A 19605-nucleotide genomic window follows, 5' to 3' on the forward strand; every position below is an offset into this window, starting at 1 on the left:
ATCCCTAGCTTACTTACCTTTTTTCCGGAAAGCCGCAACAAAAAATCCATCGCTGCCGAAGTGTTGTGGAAGTACTTGAAGAGTGTTATCTTCAATCGCCAATTTTTCTTTACCAGTTAGTTGCGGCAAAGGGATTTTCTCCATATCCGTATGACGCACAAGGAATTGTTCAACCATCCCCTGATTTTCTGCATACTCAACTGTACACGTACTATAGACAATGACCCCATCCGATTTAATCAATTCACGAGCCGTATCAAGAAGGTCTGACTGAATCGTCGTCAACGCATCTAAATCCGCTTGTGTTTTGTTGTACTTAATTTCAGGCTTTCTACGGATAACACCAAGACCGCTACAAGGAGCGTCCACAAGAATACGATCGAACGAGGACAGCTCGTATAGCTCAGTCAGTTTCCTGCTATCTCCACTTAATGCTTTGATTGACGTTAAGCCAAGGCGTGTCGCATTTGCTTCAATAAGCTTCAGCTTATGTTCATGTAAATCATGCGCAAAAACTTGCCCTTCATCGTTCATTTTTTCAGCGATATGAGTTGTTTTCCCACCCGGTGCTGCACACATATCGAGCACTTTCATTCCTGGCGATAAATCAAGAGCAAGAACAGGTAACATTGAACTTTCGTCTTGAATTGTGATAAGTCCTTTTTTATAGGCCTCTGTATTTGCAGGATTGCCACTTTCAGAAATAATGCACTCCGGTACAACTTCGCCTTTTCTTACCTCAATACCTTCTGATTCAAGTAAAGCAATGACTTCTTCGGGTGTTGCTTTTGCTGTATTGACGCGAATTGTCATCGCAGCTGGATGATTATTTTCATGCGCCATAATTGCCGCTTCTTCTTCGCCAAATTGTTCATTCCAACGCTTAATCAACCATTCCGGATGACTCGTTTCGATAGACGTTTTCAAAGTGCTATCTTCCATTTCATCAAGTGAACGAACGCCTTTTCGCAACACAGAACGTAGAATACCATTTACAGTCGGTGCAATTCGTTTATGTCCGCGCCTTTTCGCAATCTCAACTGCCTCGTGAACAACAGCATGTGGAGGGATTTTCGTTAAATAAACGATTTGATACAACGATAACCTTAGAAGTTCTCGCACCCAGCCGTCTAATTTTCCACGAACAAACGGTTCAAGATAATAATCAAGTGTCATCCGATGCTGAAGCGTGCCATATGTCAATTCCGTTAATAAGCCACGGTCTTTCGTTTCAATACCATACTTTTCAATTGTTCTGTGTAGCAATAAATTGCTATAAGCTTGATGATCATTTATTTCCATCAGAATTGAAAGGGCTGCGTCGCGGACGTTGCCGTTCCATATTTTCTTTTTAGGTCTAGTATTCATTCAAAGCGGTCCCCTTTACTCCATTTAGATCCGGTTCCGCGAATAAATTCATCCGCTGAAATCCGTTTCTTTCCGGCTGGCTGTAGATCCGTTAACGCTACGGCGATATCATCGCCGGTCTTCACAATAATACGATCGCTTTCAATTCCAATAATTGTACCTGGGAGCGCAGTATCCGTAGTATGGATTTTCTCACTCCACCAAATCTTCACATTTTCACCTTGGAATACGGTATATGCGACCGGCCATGGGTGAAGTCCTCGGATTTTATCATAGATTGCTTTTCCACCTTCGGACCAGTCAATCCGTTCTTGTTCACGGGAAATATTGCGCGCAAATGACACGAGTGATTCATCCTGTGCAATTTTCTTATTTGATCCATTCAATATGGAAGGTAGTGTTTCTTTTAGAAGTGCTGTTCCTGCCACTGATAACGCATTGAACATACTTCCAGTGTGATCCGTATCCTTAATAGGAACAGTCACTTGTGAAATGATATCGCCAGCATCCAGTTTTTCAACCATATACATAATTGTGACGCCTGTTTCTGTTTCACCGTCCATTATTGCTTGGTGTATCGGCGCGCCACCACGATATTTAGGTAGTAAGGAAGCATGTACATTAATACAGCCGAGTTTCGGAACTTCTAGCAGCTCCTTCGGTAAAATCTGTCCAAATGCCGCGGTCACGAGTAGATCTGGTTTAAGTGCGATGATTTCATCAAGTTCAGTCGAACCTCTTAGTTTTTCAGGCTGAATAATCTGCAGTCCCAGTCGAAGCGCTTCCACTTTCACTGGGGGAGGTGTTAAAACCCGTTTCCGTCCAACTGGTCTGTCAGGTTGTGTGACTACTGCTGCGATGGTATGTCCTTCATCGTGCAGCATAGTTAGAACAGCTACCGAAAATTCAGGTGTTCCCATAAAGACGATTTTCGTCATCGTTGTCCACCTCCACCACTTTCTTCTTCATCTGACTGTACTAATTCTGATGGGTCTACAATACGAATAATTTTCGAATCAAATAATACACCATTTAAATGATCTATTTCGTGTAGAATGGCGCGTGCTTCATAATCTTCCGCTTCGAGTTCATAAAGTGAACCGTTCCGTTCTTGCGCTTCAATACGCACAAAGAATGGTCTTTCCACTTCGCCAAATAGATCCGGAAAACTGAGGCAGCCTTCGACCTCTACTTCAGAACCTCCAACTGCTGTCACAACTGGATTTACCATTTCGATGACGTCTTGTCCTTCACCCATGTCAACGATTGCTACGCGTACAGCTTCACCAATTTGCGGCGCTGCAATGCCGATGCCATCCGCAGCCACCATTGTGTCGTACATATCATCAAGCAGCTTTGAAAGCTTCTTATCAAATTTTATTACTTCTTTACATTTTTGTTGAAGAACCGGAGCCGGATGCTTCACAATTTCACGTATTGCCAAATCTATTCCTCTTCTCTTATCTTGTTGTCTATAAAATCATAATATCTCGTACTTTGGATCGACTCAATCGCAGGCCTACAGGATGTAAGCCAAGCATTGACTGCCTTCCCCTTATCTAAGGCTATTGCGCTTTTGTTTTAATAAATGGACGCCGGTTCTACGTCAACGGTCATAATCAGGCCAGACTTTATCCAATCCGTCCGGTAATACTTTATGAGCTGTTGTAGCGTTGCTGTCAACTTAGGCTCTTTTTTGTATTTTATCAAACATTGGTAGCGATATCTATTGTTCACACGACTGATAGCAGACGCAGTTGGTCCAATGACCACTGTACCCGCAGATAAATTCGATTTCAGATAGCGAGCGCCCTTCTCCGCAAAGTCGGCTACTTTCAATAAATCCTCGTGCGTGAATTGAACGAGTGTAACAAAAAAGAAAGGCGGATAGCCGTATTGTTTTCTTGCCGCCATCTCCATATTGTAAAAAGGTTCGTAATGCTGAGCTTTCGCTAATTCGATTGCGTAATGTTCAGGAGAATAGGTCTGGATGAAGACCTCGCCCGGCAATTCGTGACGCCCAGCTCGCCCACTTACTTGCGTCATCAGTTGAAAGGTTTTCTCGGCTGCACGGAAATCGGCAAGATGCAGTGTAGTATCTGCGGCAAGCACACCCACAAGTGTAATATTCGGGAAATCGAGCCCTTTCGCAATCATTTGGGTTCCGAGTAAAATATCCGCTTTCCCTTCACTAAACTGCCTGAGTAGACGCTCGTGTGAACCTTTTTGTCTCGTAGTATCAACATCCATTCGAAGGACACGTGCTTCAGGAAACAATTTTGCAATTTCTTCTTGCGCTTTTTGAGTCCCCGTCCCGAAAAAACGGATATGTTCACTTTTACATTCCGGACAAACGAGCGGCACCCGCTCTTCATGGCCGCAATAATGACATTTCAACTGTTCGTGTGCACGGTGATAGGTCAGCGAAATATCACAATTTGGGCATTCAACGACAGTTCCGCAATCCCTGCAAAGTACAAAAGATGAAAAGCCTCGCTTGTTCAGAAACAAAACGATTTGCTCTTCCCTTTCCAATCGGATACGAATTGCTTCCGCTAGTGGCAGAGAAAACATCGAACGATTTCCGTTTTTCAATTCCTCTCGCATATCAACGACTGTTACTGTTGGCAGGGCCTGGTCTTTTGGACGTTTTGTCAAAGTTAGCATTGTGTATACACCTTTTGATGCTCTTGCATATGATTCCAGTGATGGAGTTGCACTCCCTAGAATAACAGGACAATTGTAATACTCCGCCCGCTTAATCGCAACATCTCTAGCGTGATAGCGAGGTGTATCATCTTGCTTATAAGTAGATTCATGTTCTTCATCTAGAATAATGATACCGATATTTTCAAACGGGGCAAATATCGCCGATCTAGCTCCGACGACCACTTTTACTTCCCCTCGTTTTATTTTCCGCCATTCATCATATTTCTCGCCCGCAGACAAACCGCTATGCATAACGGCGACGAGCGCACCAAAACGCTCCTTGAAACGTGAAGTCATTTGTGGAGTTAATGATATCTCCGGGACAAGAACGATTGCTTCTTTGCCTTTATCCAAAACGCGTTTGATAGCACGTAAATACACTTCTGTTTTCCCGCTGCCTGTCACACCGTGAAGGAGGAACGTTTCTGCTTTTTGTTCATCCGTAGATAACGCTATATGATCAAGTGCAAATTGCTGTTCGTCTGTCAAATGCACGGGTATCGCTGTATCTTTCAGTTGAGGTGCATCAGGTTCCCGGTACACTTCAGAAAACTCTTCAAAGGCCGCGCCTCTTTCTATTACAGTTTTCAGCACAGCCGGTTGAATTTTTGATTGCTCCATCAATTGTTTCGCGCTGATTGTTTGCCCTGTATGTACCAACATCCAACGAAGTAATTCAACTTGTTTTTTCGCATTTGAATGAATGGAGTCAAGTAAAGATTGGATTGTTGCCTCATCCGCTATTCGAATCATGCGCACTTTTTTCACAGCTGTTTGTTGCCCTACAGCCGTATCGACTGTGACAATCCCTTGGGACGCATATTTTTTTAATGTTTTCATCAAATCTGCCGAATCTACTTCTTTTAACTTAATCCGTTTCCTGCCCGCAAGAAAAGCTATAAAATCAGCGTCTTCAATTCGTTCTGGATCTTCAACGATAATGAACTTTTCATATTTAGCACGCATCGCAGCAGGTAGCATCACTTGAAGTGCATCAATTTCATATGACAACGTCTCAACCGCAAGCCAGCGGGACAAATCGAGCAGTTCACTAGAAATGACCGGGTCCAAATCAATAAGTTCATCAATCGGTTTAATTTTGCCGAGTGCAAGCTCACTCTCGTCCTTCAGCCTTGTTACATAACCAAGCACTTTCCTTGGTCCGAACGGCACTTTCACTCGTGTTCCGGGCTCGATTACAGATTCCAGAGTCTCCGGAACACGGTAATCAAACGGCCTGTCGATTGGATATGCCGCTACATCTACAATGACTTCAGCGATCATTTAAATGATCACTTTCTTCTTTAATAATTGTTTCCAGCAGGAGAATTGCAAGCTCTTTTTTCGGCATTGCTTGGAATGGCTTATGTGTTCCGTATTTAGATAGCAGTGTCACGACATTTGTATCTTTCCCGAATCCAGCATCGGGATCAGTCACGTCGTTGATAATAATATAATCTAGGTTTTTACTTTCCAATTTGCCCATGCCATAGCCAACTGCATTTTCAGTTTCAGCAGCAAATCCGACTAGAATTTGGTTCGTTTTCATAGAACCGATCGTCTTCAAGATATCAGTCGTCCGTTCAAGATCAATAACTGAAGCACCCGCTTGTTTCTTCATCTTTTGGGGATGAATCTCTCTCGGACGATAATCCGCTACGGCAGCGGCCTTGATAACGATTGCTGCATCATCGAATTGTGTTCGGACGGCTTCAAACATCTCCGCCGCACTTTCAATATCAATGACAGTTACTCCCGCGGGCTTGTCCAATCCGACAGGTCCCGAAATAAGAACAGTTTCTCCACCAAGCTTGGCTGCAGCTTCCGCCATTGCATAGCCCATCTTACCGCTTGAAAAATTCGATACGTAGCGTACCGGATCGATCCGTTCACGTGTCGGGCCTGCTGTAATCACAACTTTCTTACCCGAAAGCGGCAATCGCTTCATTGTTGCGAATCGTTCTTTTATCAGTTCTACTATGTTTTCAGGCTCTTCCAAGCGGCCTTTTCCTACATAACCGCAAGCTAAAAAACCTTCGGACGGCTCGATGAATTTATAGCCATCATCATGCAACGTAGTAATATTTCGGATAACCGCTTTATTTTCATACATATGGACATTCATTGCAGGGGCAATCCAGACCTCAGCCTGAGTAGCTAATAGTGTGGTCGTTACCATATCATCCGCAATACCATTGGCGATTTTACCAATTACATTCGCTGTAGCTGGAGCAACGACAACAAGATCAGCCCAATCTGCCAAGTCAATATGTGCGATAACACGGGAATTTTTTTCATCGAATGTATCGGAATAAACATCATTGCGTGACATTGCTTGGAATGTCAGTGGTGTGACAAACTCCATTGCTGATTGAGTCATAATGACCTTTACGTCCGCTCCTGCCTGCGATAACTTACTTACCAGTGCAACAGCTTTATAGACCGCGATTCCGCCAGTTACACAAAGGAGGATTTTTTTATTCAACAACATGATCTCATCCCTTCTAAAATGACAAACTCCCAAAGAAAAACTCGTTTCTAAGGGAGTATCATGTTTATTTAGTTATGATAAATATTTAGAGTAAGCTTAACAAAATGAAGCCTTATTAAACTTCGTCTTCATAGACGATTGAGTCGTCCGTTTTCTGTTTAGAAAGGACGCCTGCAGCTACCTCTTCAAGTGCTTTCCCTACATTCTTATTAGAAACATAAGAAGTAAGAAGCTTAGTGCCCTCTTCTTGCATTTGACGTGCACGTTTTGAAGCAAGTGTCACAAGTGTGTATTTCGAGTCGATTTTTTCTTTTAGAGAATCGATTGATGGAGTTAACATTGATTATTCCCCTTTCAGCATACCTAGATAGATTTTTTCTACACGTTCTCTACGGCAATGTTCGGCAGTAACGATAGCATTGATGCGATCACATGCATTTGTCACTTCGTCGTTTTCTACGACGTAATCATACAAGTTCATCATTTCGAGTTCTTCACGCGCTTTCAAAATACGTGATGCAATGACGTCGGCTTCTTCAGTACCTCTTCCTATAAGTCGATCTTCAAGTTCAGACAAACTTGGCGGTGCAAGGAAAATGAATAATCCGTCAGGAACCTTGGCGCGCACTTGTGCCGCTCCAACAACCTCGATTTCGAGGAATACGTCTCTACCAGCGTCAAGTGTCGCGTTGACATAATCAAGCGGAGTACCGTAATAATTGCCTACGTACTCAGCATATTCAAGAAGTCTATCTTCTTCAACCAACCGTTCGAATTCAGCTCTCGATTTGAAAAAATAGTCAGAGCCATCCACTTCACCTTCGCGTGGACTTCTCGTCGTCATCGAAATCGAGTATTCATAATTCGTATCAGGTTGTGTAAAAAGCTCTTTTCGAACCGTTCCTTTGCCTACACCGGATGGTCCAGACAGAACAATTAGAAGCCCACGATGTTTGTACATGCAATCCCTCTTCTTATCTAATCTGATTTTACAGTGGAGCTTCGACACAATCATGCCGGCTCCGATCGTTATTGATCGAAACAATCTGTTCATATTATACCATATATGCTTGTTGTAGTGCTAAAATAGGGAAAAACGATTTGAAAGAGGAATCCTAATGGCATTTGATGGTTTATTCACAACGGCTATGGTGCAAGAGCTGCAAGTCTTAAAAAATGGACGTATCTCTAAAATTCATCAGCCTAACGCACAAGAAGTCGTATTTCTTATCCGTGCAGACGGTAAAAATCAAAAACTTCTTATTTCAATTCACTCAGCTTATTCACGTATCCAACTGACAGAAGAAGCAATTACAAATCCTTCTGAACCACCTCTTTTTTGCATGGTTCTGCGAAAACATTTAGAAGGTGGGACGATTACGTCTATTGGTCAATTCGGGACAGATAGAATTATCACGATAGACGTTAAGGCAAAAAATGAAATTGGGGACGATATTAACAGACGGTTGTATGTCGAAATCATGGGTAGACACAGTAACTTGTTGCTGGTTGATCCGGACCGCGATATCATTGTCGATAGCATGAAACACTTGCCACCATCGGTAAATAGTTACCGTACAATATTGCCAGGGCAACCTTTCATCCCTGCCCCTCCGCAGGATAAATTGGATCCTTTTGCGCTGACAGAGGAACAATTTAACGGGTTGCTACCCGAGTTAGAAAGTGCCCGTGACGTCGTACAACATTTCTCAGGTTTTTCTCCAATCAATGCGGAAGAGTTGCTTTATCGATTGAAAGATATCTCAACTGCAGATAAATTCAAGATATTTACTTCACTTCTTGGTTCATTCAAAGGAATAAATAGCACACCTAACATTTCAGAAATTGGGACAAAAACCGTATTTTCTGCGACTGCGCTGACACATGCCGATAAGACGATTGCGGAATACGAGACGCTGGGTGATTTGCTGGATAAAGTCTATTTCGCTCGGGCTGAAAGAGAACGTGTGAAGTCACAAGCCGCGGACTTAGAGCGTTGGCTCGACAATGAAGTTGCTAAACTGAATTTGAAAGTGAAGAAACTCGTAAAAGAAAGAGAAGCTGCCGGAAAGCTAGATACATTCCAACTTTATGGAGAATTGCTTACCGCCAATAGTTATGCCATTGAAAAAGGTGCAACCGAAGCGACTGTCGCCAATTATTACGAAGAAGGGACAATGGTAACCATTCCGCTTGATCCTAGAAAATCACCGATTGATAACGCGCAGCGGTTCTATTCAAGGTACACTAAAGCGAAAACAGCACTTATTATGATTGCCGAACAGCTCGAAAAGACGGCAGAAGATATCGCCTACTTTGAAATGATTAAACAGCAGGTAATACAAGCATCCCCTATAGACATCGCAGAAATACGTGAAGAGTTAGCAGAACTTGGTTTTCTGAAGGCTCGCAAGTCGAAAAAGAAACTGAAACCGAAAAAACCAGTACCTGAAACGTATATATCCTCTTCAGGCGTAAAAATTTCAGTTGGCAAGAACAATAAGCAAAATGATTATTTGACGTTCAAAATTGCGTCAAGGGACCAAACTTGGCTCCATACGAAAGATATTCCCGGGTCGCATGTATTGATTCACGATGCTAATCCTGACGAAGAAACGATCCATGAAGCGGCAATCCTATCCGCCTATTTCAGTAAAGCGCGCGGGTCGTCATCTGTGCCAGTCGACTATACGGAAGTGCGGCATGTGAAAAAACCGAATGGCTCTAAACCCGGATTTGTTATTTATTTCGAGCAAAAAACATTGTTTGTTACACCTGATGAAGATGTTGTAATGAAACTACGTAAATAAAGAAATGCTATTCCACAGTCGTGAGATTTAATGTGGAATAGCATTTTTTAATAGAGTGATTTCATTGAATACCGATTGGACCAGTAGGATGCAGGTCATGCAGTGGGGAGGGATTGGCCTACATCCCTCCTTGTTACGACACGACATCGCGAACTTAGACCGCCTTCCTTTGCCAGTATTATGGCTTCGTCTCCCCTATTAGGCGCCTGTGCTGGGTTCACATACGAGTACCCCCGTGGCAGCAGCTGGCACCGAATTGAATAGCCATGCAAACAAAATCCGAACAATTTACTCTGAAATTTTTTTACTCTTATCTATTCTATGGTAGTCAGACAGTTGAATCACTCGAACATCGCGTGTATTCAGCTCATGGTAAATCCCTCTACTATCCCGAAACGAAATGTATTGGTCTCGCTCGCTTTGAATTAGCTCTTCTGCACTTTCTTGAGACTCCATGTGGATAAACCTTCTGATATAATGCTCTTCATCAAAGAAGTAGGTTACTTTGAATTCTTTCATGGCATTTTCCTCCTGATATGCGTAAGCACTCTCGTCCTCCAATGGACCAGTCAATATTCTCCTTTTACTCTGAATAATTTAGCCTGTCCATTTCAGTTTGTACCTATTCTGCGACTTCTGAAAAGTAATCTTCAAACAGAGAATTCGAAACTAGGTAGTAAATGGTTGTGTTTTCATACAGTCTTTGACAACAGATTATTGCTATGGTTTGATTATAGAATAGATAGACAATTAAACTAGCTGTGTTGAAATAAAGAATCTCATTGAATCCACTGCGACGCTAGGAGATGCTTTCTCTCAGTTTATATTTATATAGGAGTCGTAGGCTCAACATAACCAGTTATTACTACTTTTAGAAAGTGGGTGTATTCCTGAAATGACTACTAATACTGTAGAACTAAAAAACTTTTCAATCGGATTACCGAAAAAAATGAAATACGGTACTGATAAAGAAATGGAAACTGGCATATGTAAAGAAATGATTGAGGAGGCTTTTTTAACAAAAGATGGCTTTCGAGGAGATGGTGTGGCAGACCTTCGTCATCATGGGGGGCTTGACCGCGCTGTTTGTGTCTATCCGTATGAGCATTATTCACTTTGGGAGCAGGAGTTCACCAATTCCTTGCCTAGTGCAGCATTTGGGGAAAATATAACAGTTACCAATATGTTGGAGCAAGACATCCATATTGGAGACATTTTCCGACTTGGGGATGCTGTTATTCAAATCGCACAAGGCAGGATCCCATGCAGCACAATTACAAAGAGAACCGATATGCCTCCCCTTCTAAAAAGGATGGTGGAAACCGGTTTCACGGGTTATTTATGTCGTGTCTTAGAAGAAGGTACTGTACGGAAAGATTCGACAATTGCCTTAGTAGAATCTCACCCAAAACAAGTATCCATCCTTTTTGCGAATCAGATATATTTTCATAGACAAAAGGATATTGAAGGGATAAAAAAAGTGTTAGACGTTCAGGAATTAGCACATGATTGGCGGGAACGGTTGACTAAACGATTGGAGACATTAACAAATCTAGTTTAATACTTTTCATTTTATAAGTTGAGTTATTATATACGATATATAGACTAGCGTAGGCGCATTACAGGTATAGCCGAAATAATATTCAGTGAAATCTTTCACTCCATTTATTTGGCAGGAACATTGACAGGACTTTTAGATTTTTGGGAGTTAATCATAGTATTAGAAATTTAAAAAGCTATTCCACATGGATTTCACCGTGGAATAGCTTTTCGATTTATTTCAACAACCCAACCTTCCATTTCCCGTTGCACTCAACTAATTTAGTGATCGACCCGGTTAGTCAAGTAAAGGAAGTTGTATGGGTGCCAGGCATTGTCACCAAGTCATCTCAACCAATTGTTTAATCGCAGAAGGTCTTGTTTCGCCAGTTTCTTCGTCGATTATAGATGTGTACAAATGTGGAATGACGGTTTCTGCACCATTGTCCAGACATGTTTGTACGATTCTATGGACATTGTCAAGCGTAATACCGCCTGTTGGCTCAATGATTGTAATACCCGCTTTTACTGCCGCTTGTGTCATTGCCGCTAATTCCTCAAGGCCCTTTTCACCTTTGATAGGATATAATTTAATAGAAGTGATCCCCAGTTCGGCAATCATGGCTGCCGCAAGTTCACAAGATACCATTTCTCGATAAGCAGAACTAATCGGACCCGTGGAAATATACACTTGCCCAGCAATACCAGTTGGCTCTACTAAAGAGTTGATCACAGGAACATTTTCTGTAGTTTGTTCCATTCTTCCAAGCGTATACCCCGATGCCGGGAATACTTGGTTAATATGATCTGGTAAAGTTGCCACAGATACATTCGCAACTTTTTTCCACATTGCAGGATCACCTGCACCTAACCCCACTGAAACGAGGATATTATTGTCCTTAAATTCTTTTACCAACTCGATAGCAGCTTCTTCTGTCGGAAAGTTCTTGACCATGACTCCTACTAATACGCGATCCTCCGCGATTTCAACAAGTTTCTGTGCATTATTCAAATCCTTGGCCAGTACGTTAAAAACGACTTGATGTTTAAATGACATTATTTCACTCCTTGAGCTAGAACTAGTTTGATTGTTTCTGCAATAATTTCTTCTTGCCCTGTAAGCAGGGGTCTTGGGTCAACAGACAATATTCCGATGTTTACATAATGATGGCGTAAAAAGATGGCCGGATTTCCTGATTCCAGTGCGTGTAGTAAATCTCCTGCATCCATGCCCGCTTCTTTACTGTTCACTTCAATATTTGCACGGTATATATCCCTGCCCGCTTCATCCTGTTTGATCGAGCATGTCAATCCTGAAACCCCATTTAAATCATTACAAAGTTTCTTCATTCTACTAAGTTGATTCTCTACATCTGTAGCTTTATCAGCATATTGCTTAAGAGCGACAATCAAACCAGCCATTCCTTCTTTTCCAATTTTCATCGGACGCCCGATTCCTTTATATTGCTTTCGGCATGCTTCCATTAATTCCTTTTTACCGCAAATGAAACCTGATGTTGGACCTTCCAACGCTTTACCACCACTATATATCACGATGTCCGCACCCATCGCAATATATTTTTTGAAATCTTCTTCTGCTGCTGCATCAATAATAAAAGGAATTTGATGTTTTATTGCAATTTCCATCATCGTTTCAATCGGTTGCATTCCTTTTTGAATAGCATGATGAGATTTAATATACATCAGAGCAGCAGTTTGCTCATTGATTGCTTCCTCAATATGTTCTGCTTCCACTTTGTTTGCTTGACCGACTTCTACCACTTTGCCGCCGCCCAAACTGATCATTTGTGCAATGCTCGCCCCAAAATGGATTTGCTGTCCTTTTTGAACTATCACTTGATTTTTTAAGCCATCTGAATTTGGTAGTTTTTCGATTTGTGTCAGGTTTTTACCAGCAATGACAGCTGCAGTACTAATCGCAATTCCTGCTGCTGCACCACTCGTTGGACAACCATCCTCTGCACCTGTTACTTCAGCAATAACTGTCCCTGTAAGTTCCATGATTTCATCGATATCGACATAGTCTTGAGAGGCCTCTTTTAGTGTTTTCGCAACTTCCTCACTGACTGCCGATGCACCAAGAGCCGTCATTTTACCGCTCGCATTAATTACTTGTTTTAATCCTAATCGTTTAAAAACACTCATCTTTTTCACCTCAGTCTAATGGAATTGGGAAGAATGCCCCCAAAAGCATTGCTCCTAAAATAGCACCGCCTACAATAGGCTTCTTTCCTGCATAAAAAAGCGCGGCTCCAATAACGGCACCAACACCAATCGGAATAGATGCAGATGCAGCGGAAATAATAATCAAAGGCCCTAAGAACCTTCCTGATGCATTCCCCGCTCCCATCATGACATCCGCCCCAAAGGTGGAGTTAGATTGCCCCACTGTAAGTTTACGAATCGCAATGACAACATATCCTATTGCAAGACCTAGAATTGCGCCAGTAAACAAAGAGAGCCCGAAATTTTCAAGTGGCGCAGTAATTCCAGAAGCAAGAAGTAATGCAGGTACACCAATTCCAAGTCCTGTTTGAATAGCACCACCTATATCTAATATCCCAACAAGGGAACCCTCTAAAATACGTGCAAATAGGAAACTTGCTCCAAATGCTGCAGCTACACCATAGCCTCCACCTTGCAAACCTACTTCAAGCATTGCGACTATCGCAACATCATTAAATGCCCCAATTTTATATACATAATACATATGAGTACCCGCAAATACTCCGGATGACAATAGGGCCACGAAAATTGGAAATGACCAATCTGCATACCAAAAACTTTTCATATTAATTTCATTGCTCCCACCCATTTACTTCACCTCATATCCGATTAGTTTGTGTAGATTGATCAACCAGTCTGGTGCTTCAAGATTAAATCCTTGAAGGAACTGAATATCGAAGCCGCGGAAAAATCCACTACATACAAACAATAAAATAACAGAAACCATTAGTGTCTTTGTAACCTTGTTCCAACCACCATCATCTACGCCTTTTCCGATTAAAATCCCTAACACGACACCGGGTACGGCATTTCCCATGATCATATGTGCCGCTCCACCGAAAATAGTTCCCCAGATTCCAGAGCGTTTACCAGAATCCAAAGCAGCCAACCAGAAGATAACCGGCATGACAGGATTGATGAGCAAGTTTGCTGCTGGAACTAATACTTTTAACGCAATTGCTTGCAATGACACTGGAATTGCAGAAGCTGTTGAATTCAAGAATGTAACAACGAGTACCCCAATAATTGCTCCCGCAATCGCCATTTTCTTTGGATTATGCAATGTATCCTCTGGACGTTTTCCTTTTCTCATTAGCACAGCTGCCGCCCAGTTTGGAATAATCCGATGATCGACATCTTGTGTAAATGCACCAGCCCCTACTGAAGATGCCCATGCATTAAAGAAGAATCCTAAACCGAATGAAAAGTGTGATGCTGCGTCCCCCGCACATGCATTTAACTCTCCCAATGTTCGAAAAGCGCCCATTCCTTGTGATTTTGGAGCATGAAACATCCGAGCTGCACCGGCACCTACTCCGAAACCTACAAATCCTCCAATGATGATAGACTTAAAAATAATTGTAAGTAATTCCACAGTTTATCCCCCCTTATTTCAAGAAATTATTACCCATGATTTGACCCTTCAAGCTGTTTCCTTGTTCAACTGTTTCAAATCGAATTTCTTCTACATCCAACAGGAACAATTTTACGTCTACATCTAACACAACCCTGAATTTACTTCTTTTGCGTGGTGCAAAAATGAATAAAAAGCGTTCTATATACGACGTTTCCATCGCTTCTACAACATCAACATTTACAGGCTCAATTCGAATAATCATATTTCCTTTATATTCTTTCATGACTTTTTTCTGAATATTCCCTAGCGCTATATTCAGTGCCCTTTCTTTCGAATCCCCTTCGCCCTCAATGCGGACCTTTGTTTCAATAACCTTTTTCATAAAATCAGCCCCTTAGTTTTATGAATTCTTCTGTAAGTCTTCTACCCAATTCTTCTGAGTCATTAAAACCAAAACCAAGAACTGTCTTTCCCTCTCTAAGCGCAGTTAGTCCTTCTTCAACGGAACGCATGCCGTAGCGTGCAGGGTATCCATATTTTGACTGCGCCGTAATTGCACCTGCTCCTCCACTACCACAGAAAGAGATACCCATATCCGCTTTCACTTCATTCATCATATCCCCCAGTTTCATATCGGCAGCCATCCCACTGATAACGATTGCCTCACCACCTGCTGCCTCCACACCTTTCCCCACATTTTTCCCTTTTCCTAAACGATCGCCAATCACAACAATAATTTTACTCATAACTTATTCCCCCTGTTTTTTAATTTAATTTTGCAGTTTCAAAGTGGATAGATAAAAGATATTTTTCATCATCATGCAAATTACTAAGCTGTTTGCAAATGTCACTAGCCATCTCAATGGAATCTTTAGAAACCTCATTAAATATTTCTTTTTCAAGTGCTGGAATCGCTTCCATATTTATTGAGCGATAAACCATACCGGAAACGTGTGAAACAAATGACAGCCACTGCGTTTCTGTCATACTAATTTTTTTTGTCCTTAAAACTTTTTTGGAATATGTTAAAACTTCTATGCATAAATCTGGATCCCCGCTTTTACCGATTATCTCGCGCTCTTTTAGAATTTGTAGACTCATCGTGGTACACTACCTTTCCATTTCTCAACACCATATACGGTTTAAGTATTTGCTTTGCTTCTAGTTCTACTCCCTCTGAGTCTAGTAGGATCGTTGGTTGTTCAATTAATTTAAAAATCGTAATATCGGCTTTGGTTCCTTGTGCAAACGTTCCAATATCACTTGCCCCAAGAGCATTTGCCGCTCCCAATGTGACCGACTTCACTATCTCAATTAAGGGGACTCCAAGTTCTAATAACTTGCTCATCGTATTCATTAAGCTACAAACTGGTTTTTGATAGTTTTTAATATATAGATCGGTACTAGTCGTAAACGGATTATCATATTGCTCTCTGAATTTCATCAAAGTTTCATAGCTAAAACTAGAGGTACCATGTCCGATATCGAATAATACGCCCCTCTTTAAAGCATCCAACGCTTCCGGAATAAGATTACCTTCTGCATTCAAAATCCCATGTTTTTTCCCATGAAATGCATGTGTCACGATGTCTCCCTTATAAAGTAGTGGGAAAATTTCTTGTAAATTGGGAGGTGGGTTCCCGATGTGGACCATAATTGGAACGTTCAAACAATCCGCTAACATGCGCGCATGTTCAAGGGGTTTAATTCCGCTATTTTTAACAACGCTCCCACTCATTCGAGCCTTCAAACCAACAATACTTAACTCCTTGTCAAAAATCTCCTTTGCTTCTTCCATACTCATTAAATCTTCCAAATTTGCTAGTTCAGAAAGACTGCTGGTTAAGCCTTTTCGGGATATATTAAGGAATGAAAGAACTTCCGTTTGACTTGGTTCAATCACTTTCCTTTTAAAAGCTGCATAATCCAAATAGCCGGTACTTCCTGCATCCACCACCGTTGTAACTCCTTGCTCAATACCAACCCGATCAGCATCAATTCCCAGTTCTGTATATCCCGTGAAAATATGAACATGCATATCAATGAAACCAGGTGAAACATAGCAGCCTTCTGCATCGATGTATGTTTCATTTTCTGAAATAATCTCATTGGGGGCTACAAATAATCCATTTCGCACCCCAATCTCTTTCATTTCTATTGTATTTTGCTCTGGATCAATGACATAACCGCTTTTAATGATAATATCGTGTATCACAAGAACACCTCCAATCACTTGAAGTACTGTAATATTGCAAAAATCTCAGCTTCATTGACCTGCAATTCATGTACATCTAAAATTTCAAGAATTCTTTTTATATCTTCTTTTCCACGAGAATGATTACTGGAAATCGAATAGTTATCGTACTGTTTATCGAAATAATAACGATGAACCATTAAAGATATATGTAACATGAGTGCCTGCTTTTTTGATCCCTCTATCTCATCCGCGAATGCTATTTGAATTTCCTGGTTAATTTCAAATCCTTTTAAAATTATTTCTTGACTAACAAATTCAGTATCTTGATTACTGATTTTTTCCTCAGTACTTTCAAGTAAGTTATTAAATTGGAAGTTTTTATAACGAAGTAATTCCTTCACTTTATTTTTGATCGTTTCGATATCTCTCTTACTTGGCAGTGGATCTACGATTACTATTGGAATATCTGTTTCAATTGGGAAAACGCTAATAATTAAATCGACTTCTTCCTTTACACAAATTTCATCTACTTCCATAATCGAACAATTTTTCACGATATCGATATCATAGATTTCTCTTTCTACTCGATTTTTTATCAGGCGCGCGACACCTCTACCCGTTGAGCAGACATATAAAGTACGAATTTTACCTTTTTGATTAAATCTCTTTTCAAAAGAAACAATGAAATGGAGCACAATTAACGATATAAACGAATCTGGCACAGAAATTTTTTGAGGAACAAGGTACATTTGGCAAGCTTTTTGGATAGATGAAAATAAAATCGAGTGTTCCCTCTTCAACTCCTTGGTAAATGGATTGATTTCTGTAAAATTGATTTCTCCTTTGTGAAAACGCAGAGAAAGATGAGCAAATAGATTATTATATAGTTTTGGGTCCTTATGAAAGTGGACCCCTTGGATTTCACTGACGTACTGGATGATTTCTTTTGTCACCTTTACGATATCAATTTGATTGAGATTACTATCTCTTTCTCCCAAGACATAGCGGTATTCCTCTTCAAACAAAGGATACTGCATGTGCTGATACACCTTTTCCATTAGCTGAACCGTTAAATTACTATGCTCTACTTCATTTAAAATCCGATAATTATTCATCGTAAATCTGGCATTCATGCGGGTAATCGAGATCGTCAGTCTAAACAAAATTCTTAATACATCCGATTCATGAAGTACTTGTTTAGGTGTTGCAAAAAACAACTCAGCCATATGCTTCTCTACGACTTCATATAAAGGGAGTACATCTGAAAATAGCAATAGCCCTTCTCCAAAAGAGTCTCGACAGGTTACTCGACTCATAATTTTATAAACTTCACTATTTGTCAAATCAGCATGAATCAAATGCTCAAACAACAATCTTAATGAAAGTTCTTCTCCTACAAGCTTATATCCCACCCGATGCTTTTTTTCTAATTCAATTCCCCAAGGTTTGAGCAGTTCATCTACTTGTTTAATATCGTTTAAGGACGTATTTCGGCTAACATCCAAGCGCTCGGAAAAACTGGATGCAGTGATGTGTTCAGTGTTCACGAGCATATACATAATCATTTTCCCTACTCTTGCCTCTTGATTCAGATACACATCATTTCTCTCAATTTCCGACAGCGACCGTATAATTGCTAATCGCCTTTCCTCTTCACAATCAATCCAAATCCCTTTATTAGACTTCGAAAATACCTCGATCCCTTGCTCACTGAGCCAGCCTTTCACATCATCCAGATCATATTTAATCATCCGCGTGCTCACATCAAATTCTTCAGATAAATCCTTTAAGTACACAGAACCATTGGTTTCTAGCAGCTTCGTCAATAACCGAAACCCTCTTATGGTAAGCATCCTCGTCCCTCCTACAGTCGTTCAGATTTTTCCTGTAACTTTATAATACGCTGAGTTTTCCGACACTTTAAACAAAAAATAAACTATATGTCCTGACTCAGGAGGGAACCATGCATTCACAACAATTGTTCATACTCACTACTTTAAACTTTTTGTCTATTTAGATAAAGACAAAATCCCTTCCTCATTGATAGGGAAGAAATTTTGTGAACTTCATTACAAAAGGGTAAAAGTCAATCATTAACCCGTTTCACTGGCAAGATTCCTTTGGTTTGTCGAGCCAGTTATGCTGAATACATCTCCCTATAAAAAAGGTTGTTCTGTTGTTGTAGAGCATGGCATATAGTTTTTCGTAAAAAAAAAGCTATTCCACATGGATTTCACCGTGGAATAGCTTTTCGATTTATTTCAACAAACCAGCCTTCAATTTCCCGTGCCACTCAAGTAAACCTGTCATCGATTCTGCACTTATTGCACCATTTGCTTGTGCGACTTCGGCTAGTGCACCAAAATCTGTCAAACTCTTGTATGTTAGTCCGGCAGAAGCGAATGTTTCATCTGCACTTTGAAGTTCATATGTAAATATAGAAACAATACCAGCTACTTGGATACCCTCAGAACGTAGTGCTTCAGCTGCATTCAAGCTACTGCCGCCTGTTGAAATCAAATCTTCGATAATAATTGCTTTATCAGTATCGAGTATTTTACCCTCGATTTGCCGACTGCGTCCGTGTCCCTTTGCTTTCGAACGGATATACACCATCGGTAATCCAAGAATGTCCGCAATCCAAGCAGCGTGAGGGATCCCGGCAGTAGCAGTACCTGCGATAACCGTCGTTTCAGGATAGTTTTCACGGATCAATCCTGCAAGGCCTTCTGCAATCTTTTTCCGACCAATCGGATCTGACATCGTCAATCGGTTATCGCAGTAAATTGGTGACTCGATACCTGATGCCCAAGTAAACGGTTCTTCTGGACTTAATTCAACTGCACCTACATTTAACAGGATTTCAGCAACTTCTTTTTTCACCATT

At 41.0% G+C, this 19605-nt stretch carries 20 protein-coding genes; 2 read left to right on the forward strand and 18 right to left on the reverse strand.

Annotated features, from left to right (window positions below; genetic code table 11):
* Window positions 1-9 precede the first annotated feature (9 nt).
* From rsmB to gmk, 7 genes are all read right to left on the reverse strand, one after another.
* Window positions 10-1368, reverse strand: coding sequence for a 16S rRNA (cytosine(967)-C(5))-methyltransferase RsmB (rsmB, locus tag FQ087_RS10145; RefSeq protein WP_149580320.1), 1359 nt, complete (start codon window positions 1366-1368; stop codon window positions 10-12).
* Window positions 1365-2306 (reverse strand): methionyl-tRNA formyltransferase, encoded by a 942-nt coding sequence (gene fmt, locus FQ087_RS10150; RefSeq protein WP_149580321.1) that lies wholly within the window; start codon window positions 2304-2306, stop codon window positions 1365-1367. Before fmt ends, rsmB begins: the two co-directional genes overlap by 4 nt.
* On the reverse strand, window positions 2303-2812 hold the full coding sequence (gene def, locus FQ087_RS10155; RefSeq protein ID WP_149580322.1) for a peptide deformylase: 510 nt from the start codon (window positions 2810-2812) through the stop codon (window positions 2303-2305). The genes fmt and def overlap by 4 nt, the downstream gene beginning before the upstream one ends.
* Window positions 2813-2949: 137 nt before the next feature.
* Window positions 2950-5361 (reverse strand): primosomal protein N', encoded by a 2412-nt coding sequence (gene priA / locus FQ087_RS10160; protein WP_149580323.1) that lies wholly within the window; start codon window positions 5359-5361, stop codon window positions 2950-2952.
* Window positions 5351-6568 carry a bifunctional phosphopantothenoylcysteine decarboxylase/phosphopantothenate--cysteine ligase CoaBC gene (coaBC, locus tag FQ087_RS10165; RefSeq protein WP_149580324.1) on the reverse strand — a complete coding sequence of 406 codons (1218 nt, stop codon included), beginning with the start codon at window positions 6566-6568 and terminating at the stop codon, window positions 5351-5353. Before coaBC ends, priA begins: the two co-directional genes overlap by 11 nt.
* A 115-nt stretch (window positions 6569-6683) precedes the next feature.
* Window positions 6684-6908, reverse strand: a complete 225-nt coding sequence (rpoZ, locus tag FQ087_RS10170; protein ID WP_149580325.1) for a DNA-directed RNA polymerase subunit omega — start codon at window positions 6906-6908, stop codon at window positions 6684-6686.
* A gap of 3 nt (window positions 6909-6911) precedes the next feature.
* On the reverse strand, window positions 6912-7529 hold the full coding sequence (gmk, locus tag FQ087_RS10175) for a guanylate kinase (protein WP_149580326.1): 618 nt from the start codon (window positions 7527-7529) through the stop codon (window positions 6912-6914).
* Window positions 7530-7686: 157 nt separating this feature from the next.
* Here gmk and FQ087_RS10180 point away from each other — a divergent pair, with 157 nt between their 5' ends.
* The gene (locus FQ087_RS10180) at window positions 7687-9378 is read left to right on the forward strand and encodes an Rqc2 family fibronectin-binding protein (RefSeq protein ID WP_149580327.1); all 1692 of its coding nucleotides are present in this window, start codon (window positions 7687-7689) and stop codon (window positions 9376-9378) included.
* A 288-nt stretch (window positions 9379-9666) separates the two neighbouring features.
* On the opposite strand, the gene FQ087_RS10185 is transcribed toward FQ087_RS10180, so the two are convergent.
* Entirely contained in the window at window positions 9667-9897 is a 231-nt protein-coding gene (locus tag FQ087_RS10185) for a hypothetical protein (RefSeq protein ID WP_149580328.1), read from the reverse strand.
* A gap of 376 nt (window positions 9898-10273) precedes the next feature.
* Between FQ087_RS10185 and FQ087_RS10190 the strand changes: the two genes are divergently transcribed.
* Window positions 10274-10939 carry an MOSC domain-containing protein gene (locus tag FQ087_RS10190; RefSeq protein ID WP_149580329.1) on the forward strand — a complete coding sequence of 222 codons (666 nt, stop codon included), beginning with the start codon at window positions 10274-10276 and terminating at the stop codon, window positions 10937-10939.
* Between the two features lie 315 nt (window positions 10940-11254).
* On the opposite strand, the gene FQ087_RS10195 is transcribed toward FQ087_RS10190, so the two are convergent.
* From FQ087_RS10195 to pyrE, 10 genes are all read right to left on the reverse strand, one after another.
* A complete protein-coding gene (locus FQ087_RS10195) occupies window positions 11255-11974 on the reverse strand; it encodes a KDGP aldolase (protein WP_149580330.1) in 720 nt (239 codons plus the stop codon).
* Window positions 11974-13083 (reverse strand): DgaE family pyridoxal phosphate-dependent ammonia lyase, encoded by a 1110-nt coding sequence (locus FQ087_RS10200; protein WP_149580331.1) that lies wholly within the window; start codon window positions 13081-13083, stop codon window positions 11974-11976. Before FQ087_RS10200 ends, FQ087_RS10195 begins: the two co-directional genes overlap by 1 nt.
* 10 nt (window positions 13084-13093) lie before the next feature.
* Window positions 13094-13753, reverse strand: a complete 660-nt coding sequence (locus tag FQ087_RS10205) for a DUF4310 family protein (protein ID WP_149580332.1) — start codon at window positions 13751-13753, stop codon at window positions 13094-13096.
* Window positions 13754-14539 carry a DUF4311 domain-containing protein gene (locus tag FQ087_RS10210; protein ID WP_149580333.1) on the reverse strand — a complete coding sequence of 262 codons (786 nt, stop codon included), beginning with the start codon at window positions 14537-14539 and terminating at the stop codon, window positions 13754-13756.
* Window positions 14540-14552: 13 nt separating this feature from the next.
* Window positions 14553-14903, reverse strand: coding sequence for a DUF4312 family protein (locus FQ087_RS10215; RefSeq protein WP_149580334.1), 351 nt, complete (start codon window positions 14901-14903; stop codon window positions 14553-14555).
* A gap of 4 nt (window positions 14904-14907) precedes the next feature.
* Window positions 14908-15267 (reverse strand): SFCGS family glycine-rich protein, encoded by a 360-nt coding sequence (locus tag FQ087_RS10220; protein WP_149580335.1) that lies wholly within the window; start codon window positions 15265-15267, stop codon window positions 14908-14910.
* A gap of 19 nt (window positions 15268-15286) precedes the next feature.
* Window positions 15287-15622, reverse strand: coding sequence for a PRD domain-containing protein (locus FQ087_RS10225; RefSeq protein ID WP_149580336.1), 336 nt, complete (start codon window positions 15620-15622; stop codon window positions 15287-15289).
* A complete protein-coding gene (locus FQ087_RS10230; RefSeq protein WP_188006693.1) occupies window positions 15582-16736 on the reverse strand; it encodes an amidohydrolase/deacetylase family metallohydrolase in 1155 nt (384 codons plus the stop codon). The genes FQ087_RS10225 and FQ087_RS10230 overlap by 41 nt, the downstream gene beginning before the upstream one ends.
* 14 nt (window positions 16737-16750) lie before the next feature.
* On the reverse strand, window positions 16751-18571 hold the full coding sequence (locus tag FQ087_RS10235) for a BglG family transcription antiterminator (protein ID WP_149580338.1): 1821 nt from the start codon (window positions 18569-18571) through the stop codon (window positions 16751-16753).
* Between the two features lie 403 nt (window positions 18572-18974).
* Window positions 18975-19604, reverse strand: a complete 630-nt coding sequence (pyrE, locus tag FQ087_RS10240) for an orotate phosphoribosyltransferase (RefSeq protein WP_149580339.1) — start codon at window positions 19602-19604, stop codon at window positions 18975-18977.
* Window position 19605 lies beyond the last annotated feature (1 nt).

The organism is Sporosarcina sp. ANT_H38 (assembly GCF_008369195.1).
Lineage (GTDB): Bacteria > Bacillota > Bacilli > Bacillales_A > Planococcaceae > Sporosarcina.

Bases quoted from the DNA above. Each gene is read 5' to 3' on its own strand.
- rsmB (WP_149580320.1), bottom strand. From the start codon at position 1,368: ATGAATACTAGACCTAAAAAGAAAATATGGAACGGCAACGTCCGCGAC.
- fmt (WP_149580321.1), bottom strand. From the start codon at position 2,306: ATGACGAAAATCGTCTTTATGGGAACACCTGAATTTTCGGTAGCTGTT.
- priA (WP_149580323.1), bottom strand. From the start codon at position 5,361: ATGATCGCTGAAGTCATTGTAGATGTAGCGGCATATCCAATCGACAGG.
- coaBC (WP_149580324.1), bottom strand. From the start codon at position 6,568: ATGTTGTTGAATAAAAAAATCCTCCTTTGTGTAACTGGCGGAATCGCG.
- rpoZ (WP_149580325.1), bottom strand. From the start codon at position 6,908: ATGTTAACTCCATCAATCGATTCTCTAAAAGAAAAAATCGACTCGAAA.
- gmk (WP_149580326.1), bottom strand. From the start codon at position 7,529: ATGTACAAACATCGTGGGCTTCTAATTGTTCTGTCTGGACCATCCGGT.
- FQ087_RS10180 (WP_149580327.1), top strand. From the start codon at position 7,687: ATGGCATTTGATGGTTTATTCACAACGGCTATGGTGCAAGAGCTGCAA.
- FQ087_RS10185 (WP_149580328.1), bottom strand. From the start codon at position 9,897: ATGAAAGAATTCAAAGTAACCTACTTCTTTGATGAAGAGCATTATATC.
- FQ087_RS10190 (WP_149580329.1), top strand. From the start codon at position 10,274: ATGACTACTAATACTGTAGAACTAAAAAACTTTTCAATCGGATTACCG.
- FQ087_RS10195 (WP_149580330.1), bottom strand. From the start codon at position 11,974: ATGTCATTTAAACATCAAGTCGTTTTTAACGTACTGGCCAAGGATTTG.
- FQ087_RS10200 (WP_149580331.1), bottom strand. From the start codon at position 13,083: ATGAGTGTTTTTAAACGATTAGGATTAAAACAAGTAATTAATGCGAGC.
- FQ087_RS10205 (WP_149580332.1), bottom strand. From the start codon at position 13,753: ATGGGTGGGAGCAATGAAATTAATATGAAAAGTTTTTGGTATGCAGAT.
- FQ087_RS10215 (WP_149580334.1), bottom strand. From the start codon at position 14,903: ATGAAAAAGGTTATTGAAACAAAGGTCCGCATTGAGGGCGAAGGGGAT.
- FQ087_RS10220 (WP_149580335.1), bottom strand. From the start codon at position 15,267: ATGAGTAAAATTATTGTTGTGATTGGCGATCGTTTAGGAAAAGGGAAA.
- FQ087_RS10225 (WP_149580336.1), bottom strand. From the start codon at position 15,622: ATGAGTCTACAAATTCTAAAAGAGCGCGAGATAATCGGTAAAAGCGGG.
- FQ087_RS10235 (WP_149580338.1), bottom strand. From the start codon at position 18,571: ATGCTTACCATAAGAGGGTTTCGGTTATTGACGAAGCTGCTAGAAACC.
- pyrE (WP_149580339.1), bottom strand. From the start codon at position 19,604: ATGGTGAAAAAAGAAGTTGCTGAAATCCTGTTAAATGTAGGTGCAGTT.